Source organism: Bradyrhizobium sp. HKCCYLRH3059 (assembly GCF_051168035.1).
Taxonomy (GTDB): domain Bacteria; phylum Pseudomonadota; class Alphaproteobacteria; order Rhizobiales; family Xanthobacteraceae; genus Bradyrhizobium.
Genome location: NZ_JBNPUF010000007.1, coordinates 381,864 through 408,489 on the forward strand (window position 1 = coordinate 381,864; position 26,626 = coordinate 408,489).

29 protein-coding genes are annotated in these 26,626 nt (G+C 66.2%); 13 read left to right on the forward strand and 16 right to left on the reverse strand.

Going from position 1 to position 26,626, the window contains the following annotated elements:
- Positions 1 to 56: 56 nt before the first annotated feature.
- Positions 57 to 944 (reverse strand): nitrogenase iron protein, encoded by an 888-nt coding sequence (gene nifH, locus ACQR13_RS23415; protein ID WP_315713086.1) that lies wholly within the window; start codon positions 942 to 944, stop codon positions 57 to 59.
- A gap of 449 nt (positions 945 to 1,393) precedes the next feature.
- On the opposite strand from nifH, the gene ACQR13_RS23420 reads away from it, so the two are divergent.
- Both ACQR13_RS23420 and ACQR13_RS23425 read left to right on the forward strand, forming a co-directional pair.
- Entirely contained in the window at positions 1,394 to 1,786 is a 393-nt protein-coding gene (locus tag ACQR13_RS23420; RefSeq protein ID WP_315752834.1) for a response regulator, read from the forward strand.
- A 45-nt stretch (positions 1,787 to 1,831) separates the two neighbouring features.
- Complete coding sequence (locus tag ACQR13_RS23425; protein ID WP_315752833.1) at positions 1,832 to 2,293, forward strand: SufE family protein; 462 nt, start codon at positions 1,832 to 1,834, stop codon at positions 2,291 to 2,293.
- Positions 2,294 to 2,563: 270 nt separating this feature from the next.
- On the opposite strand, the gene ACQR13_RS23430 is transcribed toward ACQR13_RS23425, so the two are convergent.
- The 7 genes from ACQR13_RS23430 to ACQR13_RS23460 all read right to left on the reverse strand — a co-directional run bounded on the left by ACQR13_RS23430 (position 2,564) and on the right by ACQR13_RS23460 (position 11,171).
- The gene (locus ACQR13_RS23430; RefSeq protein ID WP_315752832.1) at positions 2,564 to 3,805 is read right to left on the reverse strand and encodes a cysteine desulfurase; all 1,242 of its coding nucleotides are present in this window, start codon (positions 3,803 to 3,805) and stop codon (positions 2,564 to 2,566) included.
- A gap of 3 nt (positions 3,806 to 3,808) precedes the next feature.
- On the reverse strand, positions 3,809 to 5,134 hold the full coding sequence (sufD, locus tag ACQR13_RS23435; RefSeq protein ID WP_316183909.1) for a Fe-S cluster assembly protein SufD: 1,326 nt from the start codon (positions 5,132 to 5,134) through the stop codon (positions 3,809 to 3,811).
- 14 nt (positions 5,135 to 5,148) lie between these two features.
- On the reverse strand, positions 5,149 to 5,910 hold the full coding sequence (sufC, locus tag ACQR13_RS23440; protein ID WP_315752830.1) for a Fe-S cluster assembly ATPase SufC: 762 nt from the start codon (positions 5,908 to 5,910) through the stop codon (positions 5,149 to 5,151).
- Positions 5,911 to 5,947: 37 nt separating this feature from the next.
- The gene (gene sufB, locus ACQR13_RS23445) at positions 5,948 to 7,468 is read right to left on the reverse strand and encodes a Fe-S cluster assembly protein SufB (RefSeq protein WP_315768880.1); all 1,521 of its coding nucleotides are present in this window, start codon (positions 7,466 to 7,468) and stop codon (positions 5,948 to 5,950) included.
- Between the two features lie 38 nt (positions 7,469 to 7,506).
- Entirely contained in the window at positions 7,507 to 7,701 is a 195-nt protein-coding gene (locus ACQR13_RS23450) for a 4Fe-4S dicluster domain-containing protein (RefSeq protein WP_008961670.1), read from the reverse strand.
- A 459-nt stretch (positions 7,702 to 8,160) separates the two neighbouring features.
- Complete coding sequence (gene nifA, locus ACQR13_RS23455; RefSeq protein ID WP_315752828.1) at positions 8,161 to 9,900, reverse strand: nif-specific transcriptional activator NifA; 1,740 nt, start codon at positions 9,898 to 9,900, stop codon at positions 8,161 to 8,163.
- A 422-nt stretch (positions 9,901 to 10,322) separates the two neighbouring features.
- Positions 10,323 to 11,171, reverse strand: a complete 849-nt coding sequence (locus ACQR13_RS23460; RefSeq protein ID WP_434863277.1) for an SDR family NAD(P)-dependent oxidoreductase — start codon at positions 11,169 to 11,171, stop codon at positions 10,323 to 10,325.
- A gap of 397 nt (positions 11,172 to 11,568) precedes the next feature.
- On the opposite strand from ACQR13_RS23460, the gene ACQR13_RS23465 reads away from it, so the two are divergent.
- On the forward strand, positions 11,569 to 12,423 hold the full coding sequence (locus ACQR13_RS23465; protein WP_315752826.1) for a xanthine dehydrogenase: 855 nt from the start codon (positions 11,569 to 11,571) through the stop codon (positions 12,421 to 12,423).
- A gap of 65 nt (positions 12,424 to 12,488) precedes the next feature.
- A complete protein-coding gene (locus tag ACQR13_RS23470) occupies positions 12,489 to 12,731 on the forward strand; it encodes a (2Fe-2S)-binding protein (RefSeq protein WP_315752825.1) in 243 nt (80 codons plus the stop codon).
- Between the two features lie 81 nt (positions 12,732 to 12,812).
- Here the strand turns inward: ACQR13_RS23470 and ACQR13_RS23475 are convergent, their stop codons facing one another.
- A complete protein-coding gene (locus tag ACQR13_RS23475; RefSeq protein ID WP_434863278.1) occupies positions 12,813 to 13,673 on the reverse strand; it encodes an SDR family oxidoreductase in 861 nt (286 codons plus the stop codon).
- A 135-nt stretch (positions 13,674 to 13,808) separates the two neighbouring features.
- On the opposite strand from ACQR13_RS23475, the gene ACQR13_RS23480 reads away from it, so the two are divergent.
- Complete coding sequence (locus ACQR13_RS23480; RefSeq protein WP_315713176.1) at positions 13,809 to 13,979, forward strand: hypothetical protein; 171 nt, start codon at positions 13,809 to 13,811, stop codon at positions 13,977 to 13,979.
- 229 nt (positions 13,980 to 14,208) lie between these two features.
- On the opposite strand, the gene ACQR13_RS23485 is transcribed toward ACQR13_RS23480, so the two are convergent.
- From ACQR13_RS23485 to ACQR13_RS23500, 4 genes are all read right to left on the reverse strand, one after another.
- Positions 14,209 to 14,364 (reverse strand): hypothetical protein, encoded by a 156-nt coding sequence (locus ACQR13_RS23485; RefSeq protein ID WP_315752823.1) that lies wholly within the window; start codon positions 14,362 to 14,364, stop codon positions 14,209 to 14,211.
- A gap of 26 nt (positions 14,365 to 14,390) precedes the next feature.
- Complete coding sequence (locus ACQR13_RS23490) at positions 14,391 to 14,579, reverse strand: DUF2934 domain-containing protein (RefSeq protein WP_315713177.1); 189 nt, start codon at positions 14,577 to 14,579, stop codon at positions 14,391 to 14,393.
- A gap of 137 nt (positions 14,580 to 14,716) precedes the next feature.
- Positions 14,717 to 15,073: a hypothetical protein gene (locus ACQR13_RS23495; RefSeq protein WP_315713178.1), complete on the reverse strand. Its 357-nt coding sequence runs from the start codon at positions 15,071 to 15,073 to the stop codon at positions 14,717 to 14,719.
- A 103-nt stretch (positions 15,074 to 15,176) separates the two neighbouring features.
- Positions 15,177 to 16,523 (reverse strand): ATP-binding protein, encoded by a 1,347-nt coding sequence (locus tag ACQR13_RS23500; RefSeq protein ID WP_316166064.1) that lies wholly within the window; start codon positions 16,521 to 16,523, stop codon positions 15,177 to 15,179.
- Positions 16,524 to 16,677: 154 nt separating this feature from the next.
- Here ACQR13_RS23500 and ACQR13_RS23505 point away from each other — a divergent pair, with 154 nt between their 5' ends.
- Together ACQR13_RS23505 and fghA are read left to right on the forward strand one after the other, a co-directional pair.
- The gene (locus ACQR13_RS23505; RefSeq protein WP_315713180.1) at positions 16,678 to 17,298 is read left to right on the forward strand and encodes a response regulator transcription factor; all 621 of its coding nucleotides are present in this window, start codon (positions 16,678 to 16,680) and stop codon (positions 17,296 to 17,298) included.
- A gap of 85 nt (positions 17,299 to 17,383) precedes the next feature.
- Positions 17,384 to 18,229, forward strand: a complete 846-nt coding sequence (gene fghA / locus ACQR13_RS23510; RefSeq protein WP_315752820.1) for an S-formylglutathione hydrolase — start codon at positions 17,384 to 17,386, stop codon at positions 18,227 to 18,229.
- Positions 18,230 to 18,878: 649 nt separating this feature from the next.
- Here fghA and ACQR13_RS23515 read toward each other — a convergent pair.
- Positions 18,879 to 19,358 (reverse strand): DUF3280 domain-containing protein, encoded by a 480-nt coding sequence (locus tag ACQR13_RS23515; protein WP_315752900.1) that lies wholly within the window; start codon positions 19,356 to 19,358, stop codon positions 18,879 to 18,881.
- 142 nt (positions 19,359 to 19,500) lie between these two features.
- Here ACQR13_RS23515 and ACQR13_RS23520 point away from each other — a divergent pair, with 142 nt between their 5' ends.
- The 5 genes from ACQR13_RS23520 (at position 19,501) to ACQR13_RS23540 (ending at position 24,071) form a co-directional block, all read left to right on the forward strand.
- A complete protein-coding gene (locus ACQR13_RS23520) occupies positions 19,501 to 20,709 on the forward strand; it encodes an ABC transporter substrate-binding protein (protein ID WP_315752819.1) in 1,209 nt (402 codons plus the stop codon).
- Positions 20,710 to 20,867: 158 nt separating this feature from the next.
- The gene (locus ACQR13_RS23525) at positions 20,868 to 21,800 is read left to right on the forward strand and encodes a YVTN family beta-propeller repeat protein (protein WP_315752818.1); all 933 of its coding nucleotides are present in this window, start codon (positions 20,868 to 20,870) and stop codon (positions 21,798 to 21,800) included.
- Positions 21,797 to 22,612, forward strand: coding sequence for an ABC transporter ATP-binding protein (locus ACQR13_RS23530; RefSeq protein ID WP_315752817.1), 816 nt, complete (start codon positions 21,797 to 21,799; stop codon positions 22,610 to 22,612). The genes ACQR13_RS23525 and ACQR13_RS23530 overlap by 4 nt, the downstream gene beginning before the upstream one ends.
- Entirely contained in the window at positions 22,609 to 23,463 is an 855-nt protein-coding gene (locus ACQR13_RS23535) for an ABC transporter permease (RefSeq protein WP_315825186.1), read from the forward strand. Before ACQR13_RS23530 ends, ACQR13_RS23535 begins: the two co-directional genes overlap by 4 nt.
- Positions 23,460 to 24,071: a hypothetical protein gene (locus ACQR13_RS23540; protein WP_315752815.1), complete on the forward strand. Its 612-nt coding sequence runs from the start codon at positions 23,460 to 23,462 to the stop codon at positions 24,069 to 24,071. The genes ACQR13_RS23535 and ACQR13_RS23540 overlap by 4 nt, the downstream gene beginning before the upstream one ends.
- Positions 24,072 to 24,103: 32 nt before the next feature.
- On the opposite strand, the gene ACQR13_RS23545 is transcribed toward ACQR13_RS23540, so the two are convergent.
- Both ACQR13_RS23545 and ACQR13_RS23550 read right to left on the reverse strand, forming a co-directional pair.
- Positions 24,104 to 24,664 (reverse strand): PQQ-dependent catabolism-associated CXXCW motif protein, encoded by a 561-nt coding sequence (locus ACQR13_RS23545; RefSeq protein ID WP_315752814.1) that lies wholly within the window; start codon positions 24,662 to 24,664, stop codon positions 24,104 to 24,106.
- Complete coding sequence (locus ACQR13_RS23550) at positions 24,661 to 25,536, reverse strand: substrate-binding domain-containing protein (protein ID WP_315713192.1); 876 nt, start codon at positions 25,534 to 25,536, stop codon at positions 24,661 to 24,663. The genes ACQR13_RS23545 and ACQR13_RS23550 overlap by 4 nt, the downstream gene beginning before the upstream one ends.
- Before the next feature lie 161 nt (positions 25,537 to 25,697).
- On the opposite strand from ACQR13_RS23550, the gene ACQR13_RS23555 reads away from it, so the two are divergent.
- Positions 25,698 to 26,624 carry a quinoprotein relay system zinc metallohydrolase 2 gene (locus tag ACQR13_RS23555; protein WP_434863279.1) on the forward strand — a complete coding sequence of 309 codons (927 nt, stop codon included), beginning with the start codon at positions 25,698 to 25,700 and terminating at the stop codon, positions 26,622 to 26,624.
- Positions 26,625 to 26,626 lie beyond the last annotated feature (2 nt).

The following is a 26,626-nucleotide window of genomic DNA, read 5'->3' on the forward strand; positions in this document are numbered from 1 at the left end:
GGACATGCGATGAGGTACCGGCCTTCCGACGGGAGGAAGGCCGGTACCAAGACTGCTTAAGCCGTTGCGGCGAGTTCGGCGGCAGTCTTTCCGATCTGGGTTTCGTCGACGGCCTTCATGATGCCGTGCTCCATCAGCATGTCCTCGAGCTCGTCCATCGTGATCGGGGTCGGGATGATGCCCTTGCCGCCGTTGTTGTGGATCTTCTGCGCCAGCGAGCGGTAGTGCCCGGCCTGGACGGAATCCGGCGCATATTCCAGCACGGTCATGCGGCGCAGCTCGGCGTGCTGCACGATGTTGTCGCGCGGCACGAAGTAAATCAGCTGGGTGCCGAGCTTCTTGGCGAGAGCCTCCGCCAGCTCCAGCTCCTTGTCGGTCTGACGCTCGTTGCAGACCAGGCCGCCCAGGCGCACGCCGCCGGAATTCGCATATTTCAGGATGCCCTTGGAGATGTTGTTGGCGGCATACATCGCCATCATCTCGCCGGACATCACGATGTAGATTTCCTGCGCCTTGTTCTCGCGGATCGGCATCGCGAAGCCGCCGCACACGACGTCGCCGAGCACGTCGTAGGACACGTAGTCGATGTCCTCATAGGCGCCGTTCTCTTCCAGGAAGTTGATCGAGGTGATGACGCCGCGGCCGGCGCAGCCGACGCCCGGCTCCGGACCGCCGGACTCGACGCAGCGGATGTCGCGATAGCCGACCTTCATGACTTCCTCGATCTCGAGGTCCTCGACGCTGCCGGCGGCAGCAGCCAGGCTCAGGATCGTGTCCTGCGCCTTGGCGTGCAGGATCAGGCGGGTCGAATCCGCCTTGGGGTCGCAGCCGACGATCAGGATCCGATGACCCATCTCGGCGAGCGCCGCGAGCGTGTTCTGCGACGTCGTCGATTTGCCGATGCCGCCCTTGCCGTAGAATGCGATTTGTCGAAGTGATGACATTCTGCTCTCCATCAACCGATTGCCAATGTCCCGCATGCGCCTTGCATCGCGAGACCGCGTCCTCTCTCCAGAACCGGCAGACGGGTTATTGGGAAGGAGAGCATCGCTCGTCCGAAGCGTCGGCGTGCACTCAGCCCTCAACCATTGCCTGAGCCCAGTTTTGCAACGGCTGTGCCAGAGCTTTGGAATCGTTAAAAAGGCCATGTTTTGAAAGAGATGCGGCCAAGCTCGGCGCTAGGATGGACTTGTTGCAAATCCGACATCGGGGGTTTCCACCCGACGCTCCCGCGCCGTGCTGTCCGAAACGACACATGCCGCCGCGGCTCCGAGCGGCGCTTCCGTAGAGAACACCGCGGAGCGCTCGCGGGGGGCCGGTCAGGAGCGGCGGTACGGAGTTTGCTTGATGCAGATCAAACCCGCTTTCGAACGGGCCAGCAGGAGTACTTTTGATGGCGAGCAAGGCGCGCGTCTTTGTCATTGAAGCCGATCAGGTGATCCGCTCGGCGCTCGGCTACATTCTCAGTGAGCGTCACGAGACCTTCACCTTCGCGGAGACCGCCGACGCTTTGACCAAGGCGGCACGGACCTCGCCCGACGCCGTCCTCATCGGGATGAGCATCCTGGAGGACGACGGCGCCGAGACGGTCGGCATGCTCGCCCGGAAGATGCATCAGGCCGGCATCATCGTGGTCGCGGGATCGCCCCGGTCGCCGCTCGCGCTGGCCGGCCTGCGGCAGGGCGCGGAAGCCATCATCGCCAAGCCAATCACCTTCGACGGGGTCACGCACGCGGTCGATTCCGTGCTGGCGCGGCGCGGCAGCGAGCCTGACATGACGGCATAGCTGGCCCCGCATCTACGGAGATCGGCCGATGACGAGGAGAGGATGATGTTGAGGATGACCCAGACTGCGACGCCGGGGATACCGGACATCGAGGACATCGTCGAGAATTTCGCGCTGCTCGACGACTGGGACGACCGCTACCGCTACGTGATCGAGCTCGGCCGCGGCCTGCCGCCGCTGCCTGACGCCGACCGCAATGATGGCAACAAGGTGCAGGGCTGCACCAGCCAGGTCTGGCTCGCCACCGCCGTGCGGCACGACGCCGCCGCGCCCGTGCTGCATTTCGTCGGCGACAGCGACGCGCACATCGTGCGTGGCCTGGTCGCGATCCTCCTGGCGATGGTCTCCGGCCGCACCGCGCCGGACGTTCTCGCCGCCGATCCGATCGCCCTGTTCGAGAAGCTGGGCCTGCGCGAGCATCTCACGCCCCAGCGCTCCAACGGCTTCCGCTCGATGGTCAGCCGCATCAAGGCCGATGCGCAGGCGGCGATGGCTGCGGCGGCGTAGGTTTTGATTTGTTGCTTTGATGAAGCCGCTATAGCGCGGCACATTCAGTCTTCGCCTCTCCCCGCGTGCGGGGAGAGGCCGGATTGCATCGAAGATGCAATCCGGGTGAGGGGGACTCTCCGCGAGTCTGGTGCGTGTGGAGAGTCCCCCTCACCCCAACCCTCTCCCCGCAAGCGGGGCGAGGGAGCGCACCGCCAGCTTGGCGAATGCTCGATTCCAACTCGCCAGATGCGAGTCAGTAGGAACTCTGCCAGGACAGAGCGAGTGCTCTTAAGAGAAAAACTCCTGTGCCTTCTTCAGCGCACGGACCAGCACATCCACCTCTTCGCGCGTGTTGTACATCGCGAACGACGCGCGGCAGGTTGCGGTGACGCCAAAACGCTCCAGCAGCGGCATGGCGCAATGGGTGCCGGCGCGGACCGCGACGCCGGAGCGGTCGATGACGGTGGCGAAGTCGTGGGCGTGGGCGCCCTGCATCTCGAACGAGACGATCGCGCCCTTGTCGGCGGCGTTGCCGATGATGCGCAGCGAGTTGATTTCGCGCAGCTGCTCGGTGGCGTAGGTGACGAGATCATGCTCATGCGCCGCGATGCGCTGCTTGCCGATCGAGGCAACGTAGTCGATCGCGGCGCCCAGCCCGGCGGCCTCCACGATCGGCGGCGTGCCCGCCTCGAAGCGGTGCGGCGGATCGCCGTAGGTGACCCGGTCCCGCGACACCTCGCGGATCATCTCGCCGCCGCCGTTGAACGGCGGCATCGCCGCCAGCAGCTCACGCTTGCCGTAGAGCGCGCCGATGCCGGTCGGGCCATAGATCTTGTGCCCGGTGATGCAGTAGAAGTCCGCGTCGAGATCCCTGACGTCGACCTCCATGTGCACGGCGGCCTGGGAGCCGTCGATCAGCACCGGAATGCCGCGGTCATGCGCGATGCGGATGACCTCCTTGACCGGGACCACCGTGCCGAGCACGTTCGACATCTGCGTCATCGCCACCATCCTGGTGCGCGGCGTCAGCAGCTTCTCGAACTCGTCGAGCAGGAAGTTGCCGTCGCCGTCGACGGGAGCCCATTTGATCACGGCGCCCTGCCGCTCCCGGAGGAAATGCCAGGGGATGATGTTGGCGTGGTGCTCCATGATCGACAGCACGATCTCGTCGCCCGGCCCGATCCGCTCGCGCCCGAAGGTCTGCGCCACCAGATTGACCGCCTCGGTGGCGCCGCGCGTGAAGATGATCTGCTCCGGACTTTCGGCATTGAGGAACGTCGCGACCTTGGCGCGGGCGCCCTCGTAGGCCTCGGTGGCGGCGTTCGCGAGATAATGCAGGCCGCGATGCACGTTGGCGTATTCGGACGTGTAGACCTGGTTCATCCGGTCGAGCACCGCCTGCGGCTTCTGCGCTGACGCGGCGTTGTCGAGATAAACCAGCGGCTTGCCGTGCACCTGCATGCCGAGGATCGGGAAATCCGCGCGGATGCGGCCAACGTCGTAGCCGCTTCCCTGCACCGCTGCATGCATCACCTACTCCCGTTGTCCGAGCCAGCCCAGCATCGCCTCCGTTAGCGCCGCCCGCACGCTCTCATTGGCGGCGCCCTCGATGATCTCGCCGACGAAGGCCTGGATCAGCAGCGCCTTGGCTTCCTTCGGCGGAATGCCGCGCGCCATCAGATAGAACAGCAGCTCGTCATCGATCGCGCCGGTCGTGGTGCCGTGGCCGCATTGCACATCGTCGGCGAAGATTTCGAGCTCCGGCTTGCTGTCGGCTTCGGCCTCGTCGGACAACAGCAGCGCCCGTGACATCATCTTGGCGTCGGTCTTCTGCGCGCCGGGGCTGACCGTGATCTTGCCCTGGAACACCGCGCGCGCGGTGTCGCCGACGACAGCCTTGAAGGTCTCGCGGCTCTGGCAGTTCTCGGCGGCATGCTCGATCGCCAAGGTCGTGTCGGCATGCTGGGCGCCGGACAGCAGCGATCCGCCGCGGATGTCGGCTACGGTTCCCTCGCCCGCGATGTGCACGAACAGCTGGCTGCGCACCAGGCTGCCACCGGCGACGAAGCCGAGCTGATTGAAGGTCGCGCGCGCGCCGATATTGGCGAGCAGCGAGGAGATGTGCAGCGCGCTGTTGCCCTCCCGGGTCACCTTGACATGGTCGATCCGCGCCTCGTCGCCGACGACGAGCTGCATCGCGGTGTTGACCTGATATTCGCTGCCGTCGGGCCCCTGATGCGACTCGACGATGGTGGCGCTGGCCCCAGTTCCGATATTGACCAGCGACCGCGTGTACATCGAGGTTGCGACCCAGTTCGTCGTGACGAACGCGACGTGGATTGGCCGGCTCAGCGCCGTGCCCGGCGCCACCAGGATCACGACGCCATTGGCAGCCAGCGCGGTGTTGAGCGCCAGCGCCGGATCGTCGTCCGGCACGACCGGACCGAGCCGCTGCGACAGCAGCGGCTTGTCGGCCGCGAGCGCGTCGGCCATCGGCTGGATGGTGAGGCCGGGCCCGAGATCGGCGAGGTCGGACAGCTCGGGCACGAAGGCACCGTCAACGATCATCAGCTTGCGGAAGCCAGTGCCCGCGAACAGGTCGCTCGCCTCGCGCGCCTTGGTCTTGGCGGCGTCATCGGGCAGCGAGGCCAGCCGCTTGGCCTCCTTCATCTGCGTGCGCAGATCGGTGTAGCGCCACGCCTCGACGCGCCGATGCGGCAGGCCGACCGCGTTGAAGCGGTCAAAAGCGGCGGCGCGCACCGCCGTGATCTCCTCGCCGCCCGGCAGATAACGGCGGGCGCCCTGGTACAGATCGGCCAGCCCGAGCTCGGCCTTGGTCTTGCGGATCGCGACGCCCATGCTCGTGCTCCGCCCTACGCCGCTTCGCTCTGATACTGGGCGTAACCGGTCGCCTCGAGCTCGCGCGCGAGGTCCGCGGTCCCGGTGCGGACGATGCGGCCCGCCGCGAAGACGTGAACGATGTCGGGCACGATGTAGTCGAGCAGCCGCTGATAGTGGGTGATGACGATCATGCCCCGCTCGGCCGAGCGCAGCGCATTGACGCCGCTGGCGACCACCTTCAGCGCGTCGATGTCGAGACCGGAGTCAGTCTCGTCGAGCACGCAGAGCGAGGGCTGCAGCAGCGCCATCTGCAGGGTCTCGTTGCGCTTCTTCTCGCCGCCGGAGAAGCCGACATTGAGCGGCCGCTTCAGCATGTCGGCGTCGATGTTGAGCGTCTTGGCGATCTCGCGCACGCGCTTGATAAGATCCGGCGACGACAGCTCCTCTTCGCCGCGCGCCTTCCGCTGGGCGTTGAAGGCGGCCCGCAGGAACGTCAAGGTCGCGACACCCGGGATCTCCAGCGGATATTGGAACGCCAGGAACACGCCCTTGGCGGCGCGCTCATCGGCCTCCATTGCCAAGAGGTCCTCGCCGTTGAGATAGACCTCACCGGCGGTGACCTCGTAGCCGGGCTTGCCGGCGAGCACGTAGGACAGCGTCGACTTGCCGGCACCGTTCGGCCCCATGATGGCGTGGATCTCGCCCTTGTTCACGGTCAGGTCCAGGCCCTGGATGATCTTCCGTCCGCCGGCGATCTCGGCATGGAGCCCCTTGATTTCGAGCAAGGCCGTCATCGAACACTCCTTGTGATGTTGTCGCCGCGCGACGCCGTCATCCAACCGAACCTTCCAGCGAGATCGAGATCAGCTTCTGCGCCTCGACCGCGAACTCCATCGGCAGCTGCTGCAGCACGTCCTTGACGAAGCCGTTGACGACGAGCCCAACCGCCTCTTCCTGCGACAGACCGCGCTGGATGCAGTAGAACAGCACGTCCTCAGAGATCTTGGACGTCGTCGCCTCGTGCTCGAACACCGCCGACGAGTTCTTGGCCTCGATGTAGGGTACGGTGTGCGCGCCGCATTTGTCGCCGATCAGCAGCGAATCGCAGGCGGTGAAGTTGCGGGCGCCAGAGGCCTTGCGATGGGCGCTGACGAGGCCGCGATAGGTGTTCTGCGACTTTCCGGCGGCGATGCCCTTGGAGATGATCCGGCTCGACGTGTTCTTGCCGAGATGGATCATTTTGGTGCCGCTGTCGACCTGCTGGAAGCCGTTGGAGATCGCGATCGAGTAGAACTCGCCGCTGGAATTGTCGCCGCGCAGGATGCAGCTCGGATATTTCCACGTGATCGCCGATCCCGTCTCGACCTGGGTCCAGGAGATCTTGGAATTGGTGCCGCGGCAGTCGCCGCGCTTGGTGACGAAATTATAGATGCCGCCGACGCCCTCCGAATTGCCAGGGTACCAGTTCTGCACCGTCGAGTACTTGATCTCGGCATCATCCAGCGCGACCAGCTCGACCACGGCGGCGTGCAGCTGGTTCTCGTCGCGCTGGGGTGCCGTGCAGCCCTCGAGATAGGAGACGTAGGCACCCTTGTCGGCGATGATCAGCGTGCGCTCGAACTGGCCGGTGTTGCGCTCGTTGATGCGGAAATACGTGGACAGCTCCATCGGGCAGCGCACGCCCGGCGGGATGTAGACGAACGAACCGTCGGAGAACACCGCCGAGTTGAGCGTCGCGAAATAATTGTCGGTCGTCGGCACGACCGTTCCGAGATATTTCTGCACCAGGTCCGGATGCTCGCGCAGCGCCTCGGAGATTGGCATGAAGATCACGCCGGCCTTCTTCAGCTCCTCCTTGAAGGTCGTCGCCACCGAGACCGAATCGAACACGGCATCGACCGCGATCTTGCTGCGCGGCGTGGCCGCCTCGCCATCGGCGTCGGCTTCCGCGCCTCCAGCCGGGCGCTCGACGCCTTCGAGGATCTCGACCTCGCGCAGGGGAATGCCGAGCTTCTCGTAGGTCTTGAGGATCTCCGGGTCGATCTCGTCGAGCGAGGCCACCTTCTTCTTCGGCTTCGGCGCCGCGTAGTAATAGAGATCCTGATAGTCGATCTTCGGGTATCCGACACGCGCCCAGCTCGGCTCCGTCATGGTCAGCCAGCGGCGATACGCCTCCAGCCGCCATTCCAGCATCCAGGCCGGCTCGTTCTTCTTGGCCGAGATGAAGCGGATGGTGTCTTCCGACAGCCCCTTCGGAGCCTTCTCGGATTCGATGACGGTCTCGAACCCGTAGCGATATTGATCGACGTCGATGCCCTTGACCCGATCAATGGTCTCCTGAACCGCTGCCATCTCTCACTCCGCTTGCAATGTTTCCGCCGCGGCCCGCGTCAAGCGGGGACGCAGGTGTCCGGCACCGGACAGACGGCGGCGCATTGCGGCGCATCGAAGTGGCCCTCGCACTCCGTGCACTTCTTCGGATCGATGATGTACATGTCGTTCTTGAGCCGAATGGCCGCATTCGGGCACTCGAACTCGCAGGCCCCGCAGACCGTGCATTGTGAGGCGATGATCTTGTAGGCCATGTGCAGCTCCCCGCGATCCGTGCGACATCGAGCGATGTCATTCGCGCGATATCTTTCAAGCGCCGTGCCAGAGAGCATTTGGTTGATTTCTAAGGAGGATTCTAAACGTCGCAGGTCGCGGCGAGCTGTCGCTCTCCCGACAGCATGTCGCAAGTGCGACAGGGCGGGAGCAGCGTGTCGTCGGAGTCGAGGTCTCACTGCGCAATTGTCCGATGTCACCTCGCGCGCGAACGCCGGTCGTGACCCAGGTCGCTCCTCCGTCATTCCGGGGCGTGCGCAGCACGAGCCCGGAATCCACCGTGCGGCAGATCGCGCGGCGAAATGGATTCCGGCTCGTCGCGCTTCGCGCGTGCGTCGCCCCGGAATGACGGAGGAGATTGGGGCAACGCCGGAGCGTCAAAGTCCAAACGAAGAAGGGCGCGCTACTGCGCGCCCTTCGATCCCATCAAGCCGCGCCGCTCAGAACCGCTTGACCTCGATGTTGTGCTTCTTCAGCGCGTAGCCGATCTGACGCGGCGTGAGGCCGAGCAGGCGGGCGGCCTTGGCCTGGACCCAGCCGGACCGCTCCATCGCCTGCACGATTCGGTCGCGCTCCGGCACGGCGCCGCCCTCCGAACTATCGGAATACTCGCCGTCATCGGCATCGATCGCCGGCAACTCGACGGGAGCCTCGACCGGCGCCGAGGTCCGCGGCAGGATCGGCAGCGGCACGATCGGCTGGCCGCGCGGCGGCGGCGGGGTCACCGTGTTGCCCTTCCACAGGATCGCCGACATGCACTCGTTGCGGCTGCAGGCGAAGTCGTCCATACCGATCGCCGAGCCCGTCGCCATGGTCGCGGTCCGTTGCACGCAGTTCTCCAGCTCGCGCACGTTGCCGGGGAAGCCGCAATGCATCAGCACCTCGATCGCGCTGACGTCGAACGTCAGATCGCGCTCGTTCTCGCAATTGAAGCGGCGCAGGAACTCGCGCGCCAGCTGCGGAATGTCGCTGCGACGCTCGCGCAGCGGCGGCAGTTTGATGGGCACCACGCTGATCCGGTAGTAGAGGTCGGCGCGGAACTCGTTGCGCGACACCGCCTCCTCGAGGTTGCGGTTGGTGGCGGTGACGATGCGGACATCGACCTTGATGGTCTGGTTGCCGCCGACGCGCTCGAACTCCTGCTCCTGCAACACCCGCAAGAGCTTGGCCTGGAACGCCGGCGAGATCTCGCCGATCTCGTCGAGGAACAAGGTGCCCTTGTCGGCCAGCTCGAAGCGGCCTTTGCGCGCGTTGATCGCACCGGTGAAGGCGCCCTTCTCGTGGCCGAACAGCTCCGACTCCAGCACCGTCTCCGGCAATGCGGCGCAGTTGATCTTGATGAACGGCCGCTTCGCGCGATTGGACAGTTCATGGATCGCCTTCGCCACCAGCTCCTTGCCGGTGCCGGATTCGCCCCGCAACAGCACCGGCGCATTCGACTTGGCGACGACGTTGATCTTTTCCAACAGTGCGCGCAGCGCCGGGCTGTCGCCGACGATGCCGTCGACCAGCACCTTCTTGCGATCCTTCGGCGCCGGCTTCAGCTCCGACAGCTCCTTCTGCAGCCGGTGGCTTTCCGCCATCAGCCGCTCGCGGTCCCGCGCGACGACCCGATGAAGCTTGATGGTCTGGCCGATCAGGTTGGCGACCATGGTCAGAAAGCGGACGTCGGAATCGAGCCGGAACACGGCGCGGCCGTCCCAGACACGGTCGATCGTCAGCGTGCCGACGACGCGCTGGTCGATGCGGATGGGAACGCCGAGGAAGGAGACGCGGGTGTCGGCGCAGGCGCCGAGCGTGACCGCGTCGGCGGCGCTGAAGGCGGGATGATCGGCGACGTTCTCCGCGATCAGCGGCACGGCGGTGGCGACGATCTGGTCGATCGCCTTCTGCGGCAGACGTTCGCGATAGCGCTGATCGCTGCCTTCGCTCCACCCGGCCCCGACTGCGAGATCGGGAATGCCGTCATCGGCGAGCAGCGACACCACGCCGTGGCGCATCTGCATGAAGGACTGCAGCAGGTTGACGACGTTGGCGAGGGTGATCTCCAGCCGCGTCGGCGCGGCGAGGATTTTCGAGATTTCGAAAATTCCGGTCAGCGCGATCTCGCTGAGCGGGATCGGCACGGCGTTGGACCTGACGTCCTGAGCTTCGACCTGACGTGTTTCCGTTTGGACCATGGTCGCTTCTCTGATCGTCACGAACGCCTTGGTGAAGCCGCCCGTGATTGTAGGTGTTCTAACATCCTCCCTTAACTGCAGATGATTGTCGTGCCTAACTTTGCTGCATTGCCGCAGAAGTAGTGTGCAACGGACAGGCCAGAAAAGCTGCAGGCTTTCATGATGTTAACAAATTAGTTTACACCCGTCGCGATGCGTGCATTGCACGTCCGCACGGGCGGCAAAACGGTGCGCCTGACGATTTCGCGTTGTCTACTCGACACCTGATAGCTGCGCATCCGCCGGCCTGTTTGCGACCGGATCGCAACGGACGACACCTGAACACCAACTTTCCACTTGCGGCCCGCCGCTCGTCTCCTTGCGGCCAGCCACGGCATGACGCGTTCACATCCGCGTGTCGGCCGCGCGCGGCGGTGATCAACCTAGAGGTGCTGCCCCCCATTGATCTGAATCTCCTCGCCGGTCACGTAGCTCGCCGCATCCGAGCACAGGAAGAACAGCACCTTGGCGACCTCTTCCGGCGCGCCGATCCGGCGCATCGGAATCAGCGGCGAGAACCGCGCCTCGGTCTCCGGCGACACCATCTCGGTCTTGATCTCGCCTGGGGCGATGGCGTTGACGCGGATGCCATGCGGCGCGAAATCGTGCGCCATCTCGCGGGTCAGGCAGGCGAGCGCCGCCTTCGAGGTCGCATAGGCAGTGCCCGCAAACGGATGGACGCGGGTGCCGACGATCGACGTCACGTTGACGACCGCGCCCTGCCCGCGCTTCAGCTCCTCGAACAGCCCGCGCGCGAGCAGGATCGGTCCGAGAAAGTTGACGTGAAAGACGGTCATCCAAGTCTCGACCGAGGTCGCGAGCGAATCCAGCCGGCCACCGTCCTCGGCCTTCGGCGAGATCGCCGCATTGTTGATCAGGGCATGCAGCGGCGCGCCGTCGAGCCGCTGCTTGATGTCGGCAATCGCACGCGGGATCGCCTTGCGATCGCTCAGATCGACCTGGACGTGGTTGTCGGGACCGGCGTCCCACGGACAGCGGCCGCCGTCGAACGGCTGGCGCGAGCAGGTGATGATGCGCCAGCCGGCGTCGGAGAACAGCTTTGCGGTCGCATGACCGATGCCGCGCGAGCCGCCGGTCAGCACGAGCGTTTTCTGCTCGGCGCGCGCGGGCCGCTCGGCGGCCGCCACGTCTCGACGGAACGGGCACGCCGTGATGGTCTGAGCCGCCTCCATGGCGGGATCGCGGACGTCCTGGTCGAGATCGAGGCTCACCTCATCCGTCCTGATCCTGCGCCGCAACGCCACCAAGACGCCGGCTGCCAAGCTTCGGCTGCTGCCTTTGCCGCAGACGTGATCTGGGCGCAGGCTCCGTAACGATCGGAAATACCAGGGGTATCGCCATGCGCTGGTTGTGCAGATTCCGGGCCAGCGAAAACGGCGGGCAAAGCAGCTTTTCCTGTCGGGTTCGCGACAGATTGGCGGGTTCTGGACACATCCAGCGTCGGCTTTTGTGCCGCGTCCTTTGCAGGACCTTCACAGAGCGATCGTTTTCAGAACGATGCCTGATGGTCCAACTCTTGCTCGACGGATCTGATCATTCGAACTGGAAGACCGCTTGTCAGTCGCACGACCGACAGCCACGAGACGCCAACACCGTATGGACCAGGACATGGGGACGAATGCAGTGCGCTTCGCCGTGGTCCTCGGGACCAACGATGTCGCGTCGGCGATCGGCGTGCATCTGCATCGTGCGGGCTTCTGCGTGGTGCTGTCGCATGATCCCAATCCGCCGGTCATGCGCCGTAAGATGGCGTTTCACGACGCCCTGTTCGGCGACACGGTCCGCATCGAGAACGTGACGGGCGAGCGCATCGAGAGCACGATGGAGGTGTTCAAGGCGCTCGGCAATCCCCGGCACGTCCTTGTCACTCCACTCGGGTTGCTCGATCTCCTGCCGGTCCGTACCATCGACGTCCTGATCGACGCGCGGATGCAGCGGCGCGCGGTGACCCCGAATTTGCGCGGCATGACGCGGCTCTCGATCGGCATCGGTCCGGGCTTCTCGCCATCAGCCAATTGCGATATCGCAATCGAGACTCGGCCGGGCCGGCTCGGCCAGATCGTGCGCGAGGGCTGGACGCTGGCAACGGATGACGTCGGCGCGCTCGTCGGTGTCGAGCGCCTGGTGCATTCGCCGCATGAGGGCCGATGGCATACCCCGATCGAGATCGGCACGCGCATCTACAAGGGCTTCGTGATCGGCCATCTCTCCGGCGCACCGGTCACGGCCCCCTATGACGGCATCCTGCGCGGCATCGTCCGCGACGGCAGCGACGTGCCGGCCGGCGTCGCGCTCGCCGAGATCGATTCCCGCGGCCGTCATGCGCAGTGGACCGGGATCGATGCGCAGGGACAGGCGCTCGCCCAGGCGACGTTGGCCGCAATACGGCTGCACGCCGCGAACCGCATCGGGACGACCGCAAGCGTGCCCGCGCATCAGGTCGCTTCGAACGATTCTGACTAGCCCGCGCCGTGCGCGCCGACCTTGGCATCCCGGTTGCTTATCGTTTGCAGGAGCGAGCAACAGCCATGATCATCTGTTCCTGCAACGTCATCAGCGACACGGCCATTCGCGACATCGTCACGGCGGCCGACATCGTCTTCGGCTCGCCGGCGCAAGTGTATGATTGTCTCGGCTGCACGGTCCAATGCGGCCTCTGCTCGCGCTCGGTGAAGCGGATTCTCGACGAGCGGCAGGGTGATACGGCCGCTGCGGCGGTGTGGCCGGTGCAGGCCGAGCCCGCGCCGTGCGCGATGATGTCCGCCGCGTAGCACCGGCATGCGTATGACGTGCCGACGCACGGACTTGTCGGATATCGGACAAATGCGACAGCAGACGATGTGCACTGGTCCTCAGATGACCGGCTTGCCGCCGGTGACGGCGACCGTCGTCCCCGACGTGTAGCTCGACAGGGGATCGGCGAGCATCACATAGGCGGTGGCCAGCTCGGCCGGCTGGCCGGGGCGCTTCATCGGCACCTGCTGGCCGAACGTCTTCACCTTTTCCTCCGGCATGGTCGAGGGGATCAATGGCGTCCAGATCGGACCAGGCGCCACCGCGTTGGCGCGGATGCCCTTATCGGCCAGCATCTGGGCGAGACCCGCGGTGAAGTTCTGGATCGCGCCCTTGGTGGTGGCGTAGGCGAGCAGCGTCGGATTGGGCATGTCGGAATTGACCGAGGCCGTGTTGACGATCGCGCTCCCCGGCTTCATGTGCGGCACGGCCGCCTTGGCGAGATAGAACGTCGCATGGATGTTGGTGCGGAACGTCATCTCCCATTCTTCGTCCGAGATGTCGCCGACGTCGCTGAACGTCGCCTGATGGGCGGCGTTGTTGACGAGAATGTCGACGCCACCGAGCTCATCGACGGCGCGCCGGATGATGGCCCTGCAATGCGCGGGGTCCTGGATGTCGCCGGGCATCAGCACCGCCTTGCGGCCCTCCTTCTCGACCAGCGCTTTCACCTCCCTGGCATCATCGTGCTCCTGCAGGTAGGCGATCAGGATGTCGGCGCCCTCGCGCGCATAGGCGATCGCGACCGCACGGCCGATGCCGCTGTCGCCGCCGGTGATGACGGCCTTCTTGCCGGTCAGTTTTCCCGAGCCCTTGTAGCTGGCCTCGCCATGGTCGGGCCGCGGCTGCATCGCCGCGGTCGTTCCCGGCATGGCCTGTGACTGCGGCGGAAACGGCGGTTTGGGATGATGATCGGACATCTTGATCTCCTACAGGTTGCTGCAGCTTCAATCGCAGCGCCGGGGCGGCGTTCCTGCCGCCGCGGCGCGCGGATCGCGCGGAACGTGAGCACACCGCGCGCATTGCCCTGATGCGAACAGCGAGAGGATCAGGCGATGGCAAAAGACCTCCCCATCAACGGACGCGAGCCCGACCGCTCGGAGGACGACATCCAGCGCGATCAGCTCGGCCCGCGCGGCGTGCCGGGCGCGAAGGATCCGGCGAAGATGACGCCGCAGCGCGACAAGAAGACGCCGGATGATGTCGATCCGGGTCACACCGCGTGACGGCACGGGTCCCCGTCAACGGAGAGACGCCTTCATCTCGGCGTTGTTCATCTCATCCTTGCTGAGGCGATACGGACCATGGTCCCGGCTGCGGCCGGCCCCTCCCTCCTTCCCTTGAAGGGCAGAGAGAGGCAGCGCTGCGGCTCGCAACGACGGCCGGGTTGAACGAGGCCTTCCTCGACACTGCCGGAGTTCATCGATCGCGCGAGAGCGGCCACCTCCGCCCACCTCAATGCGTTTTGCTCTCGCCCCACTTCTCGAGGTCCTTCGCCGCTTCCGAGCGCTGCTCCTTCTCGGGCTTCTCGGCCCAGGGCTTGTCGGTCTGCTTCATCGAGCCCCAGTCGCTGTCCTGGCGCGGATCGTCCTTCGGCGTTTCCTTGCTCATCAGTTCGTCCTTTTTTCTGCTCGCACTCACCCCGGCAGGATCGTCGGCGGCGGCGCCGTCGCCTCGTCGTGAAGCTCGCTCATCTCGCCGATCTCACGCTCGGCCTGATACCAGAACTCATCCTCGCGGCCGTCAGGCCGGCCGGCCTGCTCCCAGAGCTGGTGAGCGCGCCTGCGAATCCTCTCCTGAAGTTCAGTGTCGCTGGTCCGGTCCATGGTTCTCCCTCGCATGAGGCTGCGTCGGCGGCGTGACCTTGCGTGGCAATCATCCGAACGAGACGAAGTTCCAAGGCACGGCGCGCACGGGCGATCCGCCGCAGCGGCGCGGCGAGAGAACGCGGCGCACCGCCTCTTCAGCTCAGATTGCCCGGCATGAAGCAGCGGATGGAAGTGCCGAGCGATCCCTTGATCGGCCACACCATGGTGCGCCCGGCACGGTTGGGCTCCGTGATGACGGCATCGTCCGGCACGACGATCCATTGACCGTCGAGCCGCACCCGGTAATGCGTGCCTTCGAGGTCCCAATCCGGATCGGACACCGCGAAGCCGTCGGCGTCCGAACAGCACGGGCCGCGACCGCTTCTGAGGCTGTCGAACCAGCCCTTGAGCGGCGAGTTGGCGTAGCGGCCGTCGTCACGCGCGACGGCATTGTGGAACGACAGCGCGGCCAGCAGGGCTGCGCCGCTCAGCACAGGCAAGGTTCTGGACATCTGATCACCGCGAGCTGCCGGCGCGTGCTCCGGATTGCGGCTCACGCCCATCGCAAGTAGCTCGTTGAATGCGCCGCGCGATCGTTGGTTCCTAGCCCACGGCTCACGCTGCATCCGCCGGCACCATGGCCTCGATCGTGACGCCCGTGCCGGTAGAAGCCACCGTCAGGGTGCCGCCGAGCGCCAGCAGCCGCTCGCGCATGCCGGTGAGGCCGAATCCGAGCTTGTGCTCCGGGCTGAACCCGCGGCCGTCGTCGCGGACGCGCACCCGCGTGTAGCTGCGGCGATGACCGGCCGTCGTCTGCTGCAGCGGCTCGATGGTGACGTCGACCGTGGTGGCCTCGGCGTGGCGGAACACGTTGGTCAGCGCTTCCTGCACCACCCGGTAGATCGTCAGCTCCGCCGTCTCATTGCTGCGCGCGACCGTGTCGGTGAACCTGGTCTCGATCGCGACCTCGGGCCGCGACTCCCGCCACAGCCGCACCAATGCGCCGAGCGCTTCGCGCAGGCCCAGCTCGGCGAGACCCACGGGCCGCAGCCGCTCGAGGATGCGGCGGTTGAACTGCTGCACGGCGTTGACCTGGTCGAGGATCGCCTGGCCGTGCCGGCGCATCGCCGCGACGTCGAGCGTCGCAGCGTCCGGCAATCGCATCAGCGCGCTGGCATGGGCGCGCAGCGCGAACAGATGCGGCCCGAACTCGTCGTGCAGCTCGCGCGCGATCTCCTTGCGCTCGTGGTCCTGCAGCGACACCGTGCGCTCGGCCAGGCGGCGCTTCTCCTCCACCGCCTCGCCGAGCGCGCCGGCGAGATGGTTGAGCTTGGCGCAGAGCGCCGCGAGCTCGGGCGCGCCGCCCGGCTTGACGCGGGTATCGTAGGCGCCGGCCTCGATCTGGCTCATCGCGTCCGACAGATCCGAAAGCGGCGCCAGCGCGCGACCGACCACGAGCATGGTGATCGCAAACAGCGCCAGCCCGACCAGCGAGCCGACGACGAGCTGGGTGACGATGCCGTCCCAGATCTCCGCGATCTCGTCGTCGGGGTGCGACGTGATCACCAGCGTTTCGCTCCGCCCCGCGACGATGACCGGCATGCTCACCGAGGTCTTGTCGGGATGCACCAGTGCGATGAACCATGCCGGCGCCGCGCGGCCGACGCCCGGAGAGGTCGGGGTCTGCGCCGGCATGCCCTGCCGTCTCACGCTGACGTGACGAAGCTGTCGGAGATCGCCGACGATCCGATCGAGGCGCGCGCTCGGATCCGGCGCGTCGTTGACCTCGTCCATGATGGTCTCGACGAAGGCCCGCGTCAGGCGGATGACGCTCTGGTCCTCCGCCAGCACGCGCGGCGCCGCCTCCAGCACGAGACGGCCGATGTTGATGGCGAGACCCAGCGTCAGCAGCAGCGCCAGCAGCACGTTGATGCGGGTCCGCAACGACCAATTCTGCCACATTCTCTCCGCCCCACGGCCACCGTGTTTCATCCGCACTCACATTGACAGACAAATCCGCCGGCGATCTAATTGCAACATCATGCAATATCGCGCAGCATGCATCCATGATGCATCGCAACAATGACGCGAGTTGGAAGTCCGGGACCCCAAGGCCATGCGCGTACTGATCGTCGATGACCATCCCATTGTGGCATCAGGCTGCCGGGCCCTGCTCTCGACCGATCCGGACCTCGAGCTGCTCGAAGCCGCCGATGCCGAGAGCGGCGAAGCCAGCTTCATCGCGCGCCGGCCGGACGTCTGCGTCGTCGACATCAACCTGCCGACCGTCTCCGGCTTCGAGCTCGCGCGGCGCATCCTCGCCCACGATGCCAATGCCCGGCTGATCATGTTCAGCATGAACGACGATCCGGTGTTCGCCGCGCGCGCCATCGACATCGGCGCCAAGGGCTACGTCTCGAAGAGCGGCGATCCGAACGATCTCGCCGAGGCGATCCGCGAGGTCGCCCGCGGCGGCAGCTATCTGCCGCCTGCGATCGCGCGCAGCATCGCCTTCGCGGGCGCCGCGGTCGCGCAGAGCCCGCTGGCGAAACTGACCTCGCGGGAGCTCGAGATCCTTCGCCTGCTCAGCGCCGGCAAGAGCCTGTCGGAGATTGCCTGGCTGATCCACTCGTCCTACAAGACCGTCGCCAACACCTCCTCGATCATCCGCCAGAAGCTCGGCGTGCGAACATCCGGCGAGTTGGTGCGTTTGGCGATCGAGAACGGCGTCGCTTGACTCGTCCCGATTGAACGACGCAGCCTGACACGCGTTGGCGGCACGCGCGCCAGCGGCCCGACATCATTGCCGAACAGGTGATCCCATGACCCTCACGACCGTCTCCCAGAACAAGTCCCATGGCGGCGTCCAGGGCGTCTACCGCCACGCCAGCCAGGAGACCAAGACCGAGATGACGTTCTCGGTGTTCGTGCCGCCGCATGCCGACGGCGCGAAGCTGCCGGTCGTCTGGTATCTCTCCGGCCTGACCTGCACCCACGCCAACGTCACCGAGAAGGGCGAGTTTCGTGCCGCCTGCGCCGAGCTCGGCCTGGTCTTCGTGGCGCCCGACACCTCGCCGCGCGGCGACGGCGTGCCGGGCGATCCCAACAATGCCTATGATTTCGGCCTCGGCGCCGGCTTCTATGTCGACGCGACCGAGGCGCCGTTCGCGAAGAACTACCGGATGTGGAGCTACGTCACCGAGGAGCTGCCGAGCGTGGTCGCGGCGAACTTCCCGGTCGATCCGCGCCGCCAGTCGGTGATGGGCCACTCGATGGGCGGCCATGGCGCGCTCACGGTGGCGCTGCGCAACCCGGACCGCTACCGCGCGGCCAGCGCGTTCTCGCCGATCGTCGCGCCCTCGCAGGTGCCGTGGGGCGAGAAGGCCCTGGGCGGCTATCTCGGCGCCGACAAGGCGGCGTGGCGCAAGCACGATGCGGTGGCGCTGATCGAGGACGGCGCGCGCGTCTCCGACCTGCTGGTCGATGTCGGCACCGCCGATCAGTTCCTGACGCAGCAGTTGCGCCCGGAGCTGCTCAAGGCGGCCTGCGACAAGGCCCACATCCCGCTGCTGCTGCGCAAGCAGGAGGGCTACGACCACAGCTACTACTTCATCTCGACCTATATGGCCGATCATCTGCGCTGGCACGCGGCGCGGCTCGCACGCTGATATCAGCCGCGGACGTGATTTGCCCGACGGGTGCGATGACGCGCCCGTCGAGGCGATCTTGTCGTGCCCGGCGCCCGGATTCCACGTGCGCGACGACGGGGATTTCGCTCGGCGCCACAAGGCGATCCCAGTGTCCAGCCCGGCGGCGACAAAAATTTTACTTTCGTTTTTCCGGAAATCATGATTGTTTAGCCCTATCCCGCCTCGTCGAGAGGGCGTATCGCGGTCGTCACGAACGTGGAGGTGGGATGCGGTGGACGCCGGCGGCGCGCAGCATGCTCAGGGCATCACATGCCCCGTGAGAGCGTGCGGACGAACGCGTCACGGCGTACGGCCAAGTCGCGTGGTCCTGGCATCCCGATGCCGATGCCTCCGCGGCGGCGCGCTCACAGCGCGTCGTCGCGCACGGTGACCAGAACGCCCGGCGCACCGGGGAGAACGCGAAGCAACCGTTAAGACCATCCGCGCAGGGAGGGCCGGGATGTCCCAGCCGAACCTGTGGTACCTGCCGCCTGCATTTCTTGTCGCAGGCGGGCCATGGGGGCGGCAGGCTCCCGGCCTTCCCTGCGCCTCTTGTTTTCCAAGGGGCGACCGGCACGCAAAGCTCGGGCGTCATTCGCCGCGAGAATGCACCGTCATATCTCGTCAGCTACTGCGCCTGCGGCGCGCCGTAGTTCGGCGCCAGCAGGCGGTTGCGGACGAGCCAAGCCATGGTGCGCGTCCAGGATTCGTCGGTGTTGCCGCGCATATCCGCAGTCATCGCCGCGACCGGCTTGCCGGTATGAACGTCGCGCAGATAGATGTTCATGTTGAGGATGAGATTGGAGACCTTCTGCACCGTCCCGGTGATGGCGAGATCGGCGCCGATGTCGCCCGCGAGCTTGACGTCGCAGCCGCCGCAAGCCTGCAGATTGCTGTGGTGCGCCGCATCGTTGACGGGAGCGATGTCGAGCACGCGAAAACGTCCGGAGTCCTGCAGCGCCGCGCGCAGTTGCTCGGCCGCATGCGCCAGCCTGTTCTGCTCGTCCTGGCGCGGGCCCTGCACCTCGCCCTGCAGGCTGGTGTCGATCAGCTCGAAGTCGAACACCGCCACCTTGGTCGGCTCGGCATGCACTGATGTCGCAGACATCAGGATCAGGAACGCGGGGAGAACGGCAGGTTTCAAGGTCGTGATCCGAAATGACCCGACAGCGGCCAAAAGTGGGGTTGAAAGCTAGGCCAATTCGTTCATCTTGCAAGGCGAAACCTCGCCGGACAAGGACGAGGGAACAATGGGAGGACGTGTGGTCCTGGGAGTTCTGGCCCGATCTCTGATGGGCGCGATCGGCCTCATCGCCGCCGCAACCGCCGCCAGCGCGGCGGATCCGGTCGACATCGCGATCGGCTATCTCGGCCGCGCGAGCTTGCCGCAGACCTTGTCGCCGCTCGACCAGCCTGCGGCCGATGATGGCGTGGCCGGCGCGAAGCTCGCGATCGAGGACAACAACACCACCGGCAAGTTCCTCAACCAGCGCTTCACTTTGATCGACCGCCGCGTCAAGGATGACGAGGACGCCGCGCAGGCCGCCAATGAGCTCGCCGGCAAGACGGGATTCGTCCTCGTGGACCTGCCGGCGGATGCGGTGCTGAAGGCCGCAGATGCGTTGCGGGGCCGCGGCGTCACCTTGCTCAATGTCGGCGCCACCGACGACCGCCTGCGTGAGCAGGACTGCCGCGCCAACGTCATCCATGTCGCACCGACGCGCTCGATGCTGGCCGACGGCCTGGCGCAATATCTGGTCTGGAAGCAGTGGAAGCGCTGGCTGCTCGTCACCGGCTCGCACGACAGCGACAGACTGTTCGCCGACGCGCTGCGCCGCGCCGCCACCCGCTTCGGCGCCAAGATCGTCGAGGAGCGGACCTTCGAGGACACCGGCGGCGCGCGCCGCACCGACAGCGGCGTGACCTTGATCCAGCGCCAGATGCCGGTGTTCACGCAGAAGGCGCCGGCCTATGACGTGCTGGTCACCGCCGACGAGAGCGAGGTGTTCGCCAACTATCTGCCCTACCGCACCTGGGATCCGCGCCCCGTCGCGGGCTCCGCCGGCCTGCGGCCGACGAGCTGGGATCCGGCGCAGGACCAGTGGGGGGCGACGCAGTTGCAGAACCGCTTCATGAAGCTCGCCTCGCGCCGCATGGACGCCTTGGACATGCAGGCCTGGATGGCCGTGCGCATGGTCGGCGAGGCCGCCTCGCGCACCAACTCCGGCGACGCCAAGACGATGGCCGACTACCTCAAGGGCCCGAACTTCACCATCGCCGCCTTCAAGGGCACCCGCCTCTCCCTGCGCGACTGGAACCTGCAATTGCGCCAGCCGATCCTTCTGGCCGACGGCCGCATGATCGTCTCGGTCTCGCCGCAGGAGGGCTTTCTGCACCAGGTCTCCGAACTCGACACGCTCGGCGTCGACCGCCCCGAAACCAAGTGCAAGCTGCAATGATGTCGGATCGAACCATGCTGATGAGAATGCCTAGTCCGATATGCCGGGCCGACATGCGTGCTGGTGTGGAGCCTTCCGCACACGCGCGTCCCGAAGGGCGATCGCAGCTTTGCAAGCGCTTCGGCACAGCAGTCAGCCTGCTCATCGCCGCACTCGTCATGGCCCATGCAGCCTCCGCCTCCGCCTACGTCGCCTTCGTCTCCAACGAGAAGGGCAACACCGTCTCCGTCATCGACACCGACACCTGGACGGTCACCAAGACCATCAAGGTCGGCCAGCGGCCGCGCGGGATCGCGTTCACGCGCGACGGCAAGTTCGTGATGGTGGCAGTCGGCGACGACGACACCATCCAGGTGATCGATGCCAAGAAGATGGAGGTGGTGGATACCCTGCCCTCCGGCCCCGATCCCGAATTGTTCGCGCAGGACGCCGCCGGCAAGACGCTCTATGTCGCCAACGAGAACGACAACACGGTCACGGTGCTCGACCTCGAGAAGCGCGTCCGCATCGGCGACGTCCAGGTCGGCGTCGAGCCGGAGGGCATGATGCTCAGTCCGGACGGCAAGATCCTGATCTGCACCTCCGAAACCACCAACATGGCGCATTTCATCGACACGGCGACCCGCAAGATCGTCGCCAACGTGCTGGTCGATGCGCGGCCGCGCTTTGCCGAGTTCAAGAGCGACGGCTCGGAGCTGTGGGTCTCGGCCGAGATTGGCGGCACCGTCTCGATCATCGACCCCGCCAAGCGCGAGGTCACCGGCAAGATCAAGTTCGCCGTGCCCGGCCTGCGCAGCGAGGCGATCCAGCCGGTCGGAATCGCCCTGACCAAGGACGGCAAGACCGGCTTCGTCGCGCTCGGCCCCGCCAATCGCGTCGCCATCGTCGACGGCACCACCCACGAGGTGAAGAAATATCTCCTGGTCGGCCAGCGCGTCTGGCACATGGAGTTCACGCCGGATGAGAAATATCTTCTGGTCACCAACGGCGTCTCCAACGATGTCTCGGTGATCGATGTCGCCGCGCAGAAGGTGATCAAGACCATCCAGGTCGGCGAGCTGCCCTGGGGCATCACGATTGCACAGCCATGACGACGCAGAACGCACCCGCTCTCGACGCCACAGGCGCCACCCCGCAGCCGGCCTCCGACCAGGTGCCGGCGCTGTCGGTCGCCGGCGTCAGCCATTCCTACGGTGCACGCAAGGCGCTCAACGACGTCAGCTTCGCCGTCCAGCCTGCGAGCTTCACCGCCCTGCTCGGTCTCAACGGCGCCGGCAAGAGCACGCTGTTCTCGCTCATCACCCGGCTGTTCGCAGTGCAGACCGGCCAGATCGGCATTTTCGGCCATGACATCGGCCGCACGCCGGGCGAGGCGCTGCGGCTGCTCGGCGTCGTGTTCCAGCCGCGCACGCTCGACCTCGATCTGTCGCTGACGCAGAACCTGCTCTACCACGCCGCGCTGCACGGCATCTCGCGCCGCGAGGCCCGCGCGCGCAGCGAGGAGCTGCTGGCGCGCATCGGCCTCGCCGACCGCGCCGGCAGCAAGGTGCGCGACCTCTCCGGCGGCCAGATGCGCCGGCTGGAGATTGCTCGCGCCCTGCTGCACCGGCCGCGCCTCCTGCTGCTCGACGAGGCCACCGTCGGCCTCGACGTCAAGGCCCGCGCCGACATCGTCGGCCATGTCCGTCAGCTCGTCGCCGAGCAGGGCATCGGCGTGCTCTGGGCGACGCATCTGTTCGACGAGATCGCCGCGACCGATGATCTCGTCGTGCTGCATCAGGGCCGCGTGCTGGCGCGCGGGCCCGTCCCGCAGGTCATCGCCGAGGCCGGTGCGACCGACGTCAACGCGGCGTTCGCGCGGCTGACGACCCAGGCCAGTCCGGCGCGGAGCTCCGAGCCATGACCGTCACCACCGTGCACGCGCCCACACCCACACGCAGCGGCTTTTCGGCCGGCGAATACATCACCTGCCTCACCGGCATCGTCTGGCGCGAGGGCCTGCGCTTCCTGCATCAGCGCGAGCGCTTCGTCTCGGCGCTGGTACGGCCGCTGGTCTGGCTGTTCATCTTCGCCGCCGGCTTCCGCCAGGTGCTGGGCATCTCGATCATCCCGCCCTACGAGACCTATATCCCCTACGAGGTCTATATCGCGCCCGGCCTGATGGCGATGATCCAGTTGTTCAACGGCATGCAGTCGTCGCTGTCGATGGTCTACGACCGCGAGATGGGCAACATGCGCACCTTGCTGGTGAGCCCGCTGCCGCGCGGCTATCTGCTGTTCTGCAAGCTGCTCGCCGGCACCGCCGTCTCGGTGCTGCAGGTCTATGCGTTTCTCGCCATCGCCTGGTTCTGGGACATCACCCCGCCGCCGATGGGCTATCTGACGGTGCTGCCGGCGCTGATCCTGTCCGGCCTGATGCTCGGCGCGCTGGGCATGCTGATCTCCTCCGGCATCAAGCAGCTCGAGAATTTCGCCGGCGTCATGAACTTCGTGATCTTTCCGATGTTCTTCGCCTCATCGGCGCTCTACCCGCTCTGGCGGGTCGAGGAAGGCAGTCCCTGGCTGGCTTATCTCTGCGAAGCCAATCCCTTCACCCACGCGGTCGAGCTCATCCGCTTCGCGCTATATGGCAAGCTGAACTGGGTTTCGCTCGCGGTGGTCGGCGGCTGCACCGCCGTCTTCATGATCGGCGCGATCCTGGCCTACGATCCGTCGCGGGGGTTTGTCAGGCGCGGTCCCGGAGGCGAGGCATGAGGTTCAGAACGACACTGGCGGCCGTCGCCATCGCTGCGTCGGCAGGTGCTGCGCAGGCCGCCGATCCGCGCTATCCGGATTGGCCCTGCCCGCAGGCCAAGGTGCCGGAGATCTCGATCGCCGCCGTGTGGTCCGGCCCGCCGATCGACGATGTCGGCGCGAGCTGGAAGGACGATGCGAAGGTGGCCGAGCTCGTCGCCAAGCTTGCCGCGCGCCGTATCCCGCTGGAGCAGGCCCAGAAGGACGTCGCCGATTTCCTCACCGGTACGGCCGAGGAGAAGATACGCAAGGGCAAGCTGCTGTTCGCCGGGCTGTTCGACACGCTGAACGCGCAGCGGACATCGGTGATGAACGGCCTCGAGCGCGTCATGCGCAAGCAGCGCGAGGCCGTCGACAAGGTGCGCGGCGACACCATCGCGCTGCAGGAGATGCACAGCGGCCCCAACCCGGATCAGGCCAAGGTCGAGGAGATGACCAACCAGTTGAACTGGGAGACGCGCATCTTCGAGGACCGGCGTCGCGTGATGAAGTTCGTCTGCGAGGTCCCGACCGCGATCGACCAGCGCCTGTTCGCCCTAGCGCGCGAGATCCAGCAGGACATGGAGTAGCTGATTTGATGCGCTACCGCCGCCCTCTCCGCTCACTCCTCAGGCCGCGGCTCGGGCTGCGTCTGCTGCAGCGGCAGGTCGGCGCGGCTCCAGGCGTCGGTCCCGTCCGGATACCACGCGACGTTGCGGTAGCCATAGGTCAGCGCGCGCTTGGCGGCATTCCACGACATCCAGCAATCCTCGAGGCAGTAGAACACGAGCAGACGACTCAAATCGCCCTCGGAAGCGCGGGCAAGGCCGCGCTTCAGATAGTCCTCGGTCTGGGGCGCCAGCACCCCGTAGCCGGTGTCGGGCAGCCAGATGCTGCCGGGAATGTCCAGGCGCGGCTGCTCGCGCCACACCGTCCCGGCCGGCAGGTTCTTCGGCTTGGGCGGCCGCGGCAACACATCGACGAAGACGGCGGACTTCGCGCGCCAGATCGCCTCGGTCTCCCGCGTCGACAGCACGCGCGCTCCGCTCAGGGTCGTCGGCACCGGCGCGCGATAGTTCTCGGTGCGATAGCTGTCCGGCTCCGGCACGAGATCATCGGCCCGCACCGCCGCGGCGATCAGCAGCACGCCTGCCAATGCCGCAGCGCTGAGCCGACCGATCATGGCTTCGCCGCAGCCTCGGCGGTGATCAGATGATTGCTCTCGTCCAGCAGCGGCACCCCGAAATCGAGCAGGATCTTGTTGATCTCCCCCTGGTTCTCCTGGATCAGCTTGTTGAGCTGACGGCGCCAGTTCTGGTCCGCGCCACGGACACCCATGGCGATGCGATAGATCAGCTTCGGCCCGCTGGTCTCCTTCACCAGCGGCGTGACATGCAGTTGCGGGCTCGCCTGCTTGGCATAGTAGCCGGCCATCGGCCCCCACAGCACGCCGGCATCGATCTCGCCGGACTTCAGATCGTTGATCATCGCCTCTGCCGAGGAATCGACGCGGGTGTCGATCATCAGCGGATAGGGCTTTGCGGTCGGCATCAGCCCGGCCAGCGCCATATTGGTTGCCGGCGGCGTGCCCGCCACGATGCCGATGTGCTTGCCCTTGAGCTTGGCATCCTCCAGCGTCGTCACATCGGCAAGATCGGAGCCCGGCTTGGTCACGATCGCATAGGCCGTCCGGTAATAGGGACTGGTGCTCTGCACCAGGTCGTCCCCTTGGGGAAAGCCCATGATCACGTCGCAACGGTGCGAGCCGAGCGTCATGCGCACGAATCCGGTGGCCTGCGGGAAGAACGTGTAGTCCACCTTCTTCTGCAGCTTGGCGGCAAAGAGCTCGGCCAGCTTGTTCTCGAAGCCGTCGCCCTTCTCGTTCGAGAACGGCAGGTTGCGCGGATCGGCGCAGACCCTGAGCACCTTGGGATCGACCAGCTCGATCGACAGGTCCAGGCCATCATTGCTCTGCGCGAAAGCGGCGGCCGGCCCGAGCAGAGTGAGCCCCGCGGCAACGGCCAGCGAGCAGGCAAGGTTGTGACGCTTCGTCATCCGTATTTCCATCCCTATCGAACGCATCGTGGTATTTTTGAAAATGCTAGGCCGCCGGCCGCTCCGGTGCAACAGCCGGCGTCATCGCGAAGAGTTGACCCATTGCTGCACCGCAACGTCCATCGCCTGACGCACACCTCTCACGCGAGCAAGGCAAGCCGATGGTGAGACAACTGATCATCGCGATCACCGCCTGGGGGGCGCTGGCGCTCGGCAGCGCCGCTCTTGCCATGCCGCCGGAACTCGAGGTCAGCGAGATCGCGCCCGGCGTGTTCGTTCACATCGGCCAGACCGCGCTGATGAACGCGGCGAACGAGGGCGCCATCGCCAATGTCGGTTTCATCGTCGGCAACGACGCGGTCGCCGTGATCGACACCGGCGGCAGCGTCCGCGAAGGCCGCGCGCTGCTGGCAGCGGTCCGCGCCCGTACCGCCAAGCCCGTGCGCTACGTCATCAACACCCACGCCCATCCGGATCACGCATTCGGCAACGCGGCATTCGAGGGCGACGGCACGCGCTTCGTCGGCGCCAAGAACCTGCCGCGCGCGCTTGCATTGCGCGGACCGCACTACATCGAGGCGTTCCGGCGCCTGATGGGCGCCGAGCTGATCGACGAGGTCCGTCTCGTCGCCCCGTCGATCCTGGTGGACGACGAGATGATGCTCGACCTCGGCGGCCGTACCCTCACGCTCAAGGCCTGGAGCACCGCGCATAGCGACTGCGACCTGTCCGTCTATGATGACCGGAGCCGGACCTTGTTCGCCGGTGATCTCGTATTCCTGCGTCACATCCCGGTGATGGATGGCAGCCTGCGCGGCTGGATCGCCGACATGGCCGCGCTCGCGACCATCCCGGCCGAGCGCGTCGTTCCCGGCCATGGCCCTGTCAGCCCGTGGCCACTGGCGCTCAGTGACGAGCGTCGCTACCTCGACACATTGGCCCACGACGTTCGCGGGCTGATCAAGGCAGGCAGGCCGATCGCGGACGCCGCTGGGGCGGCAGGATCGGAACGCGGCAAATGGGAGCTGTTCGACGACTACAATGCCCGCAACGCAACGGCGGCGTTCTCGGAAATGGAATGGGAATGAGG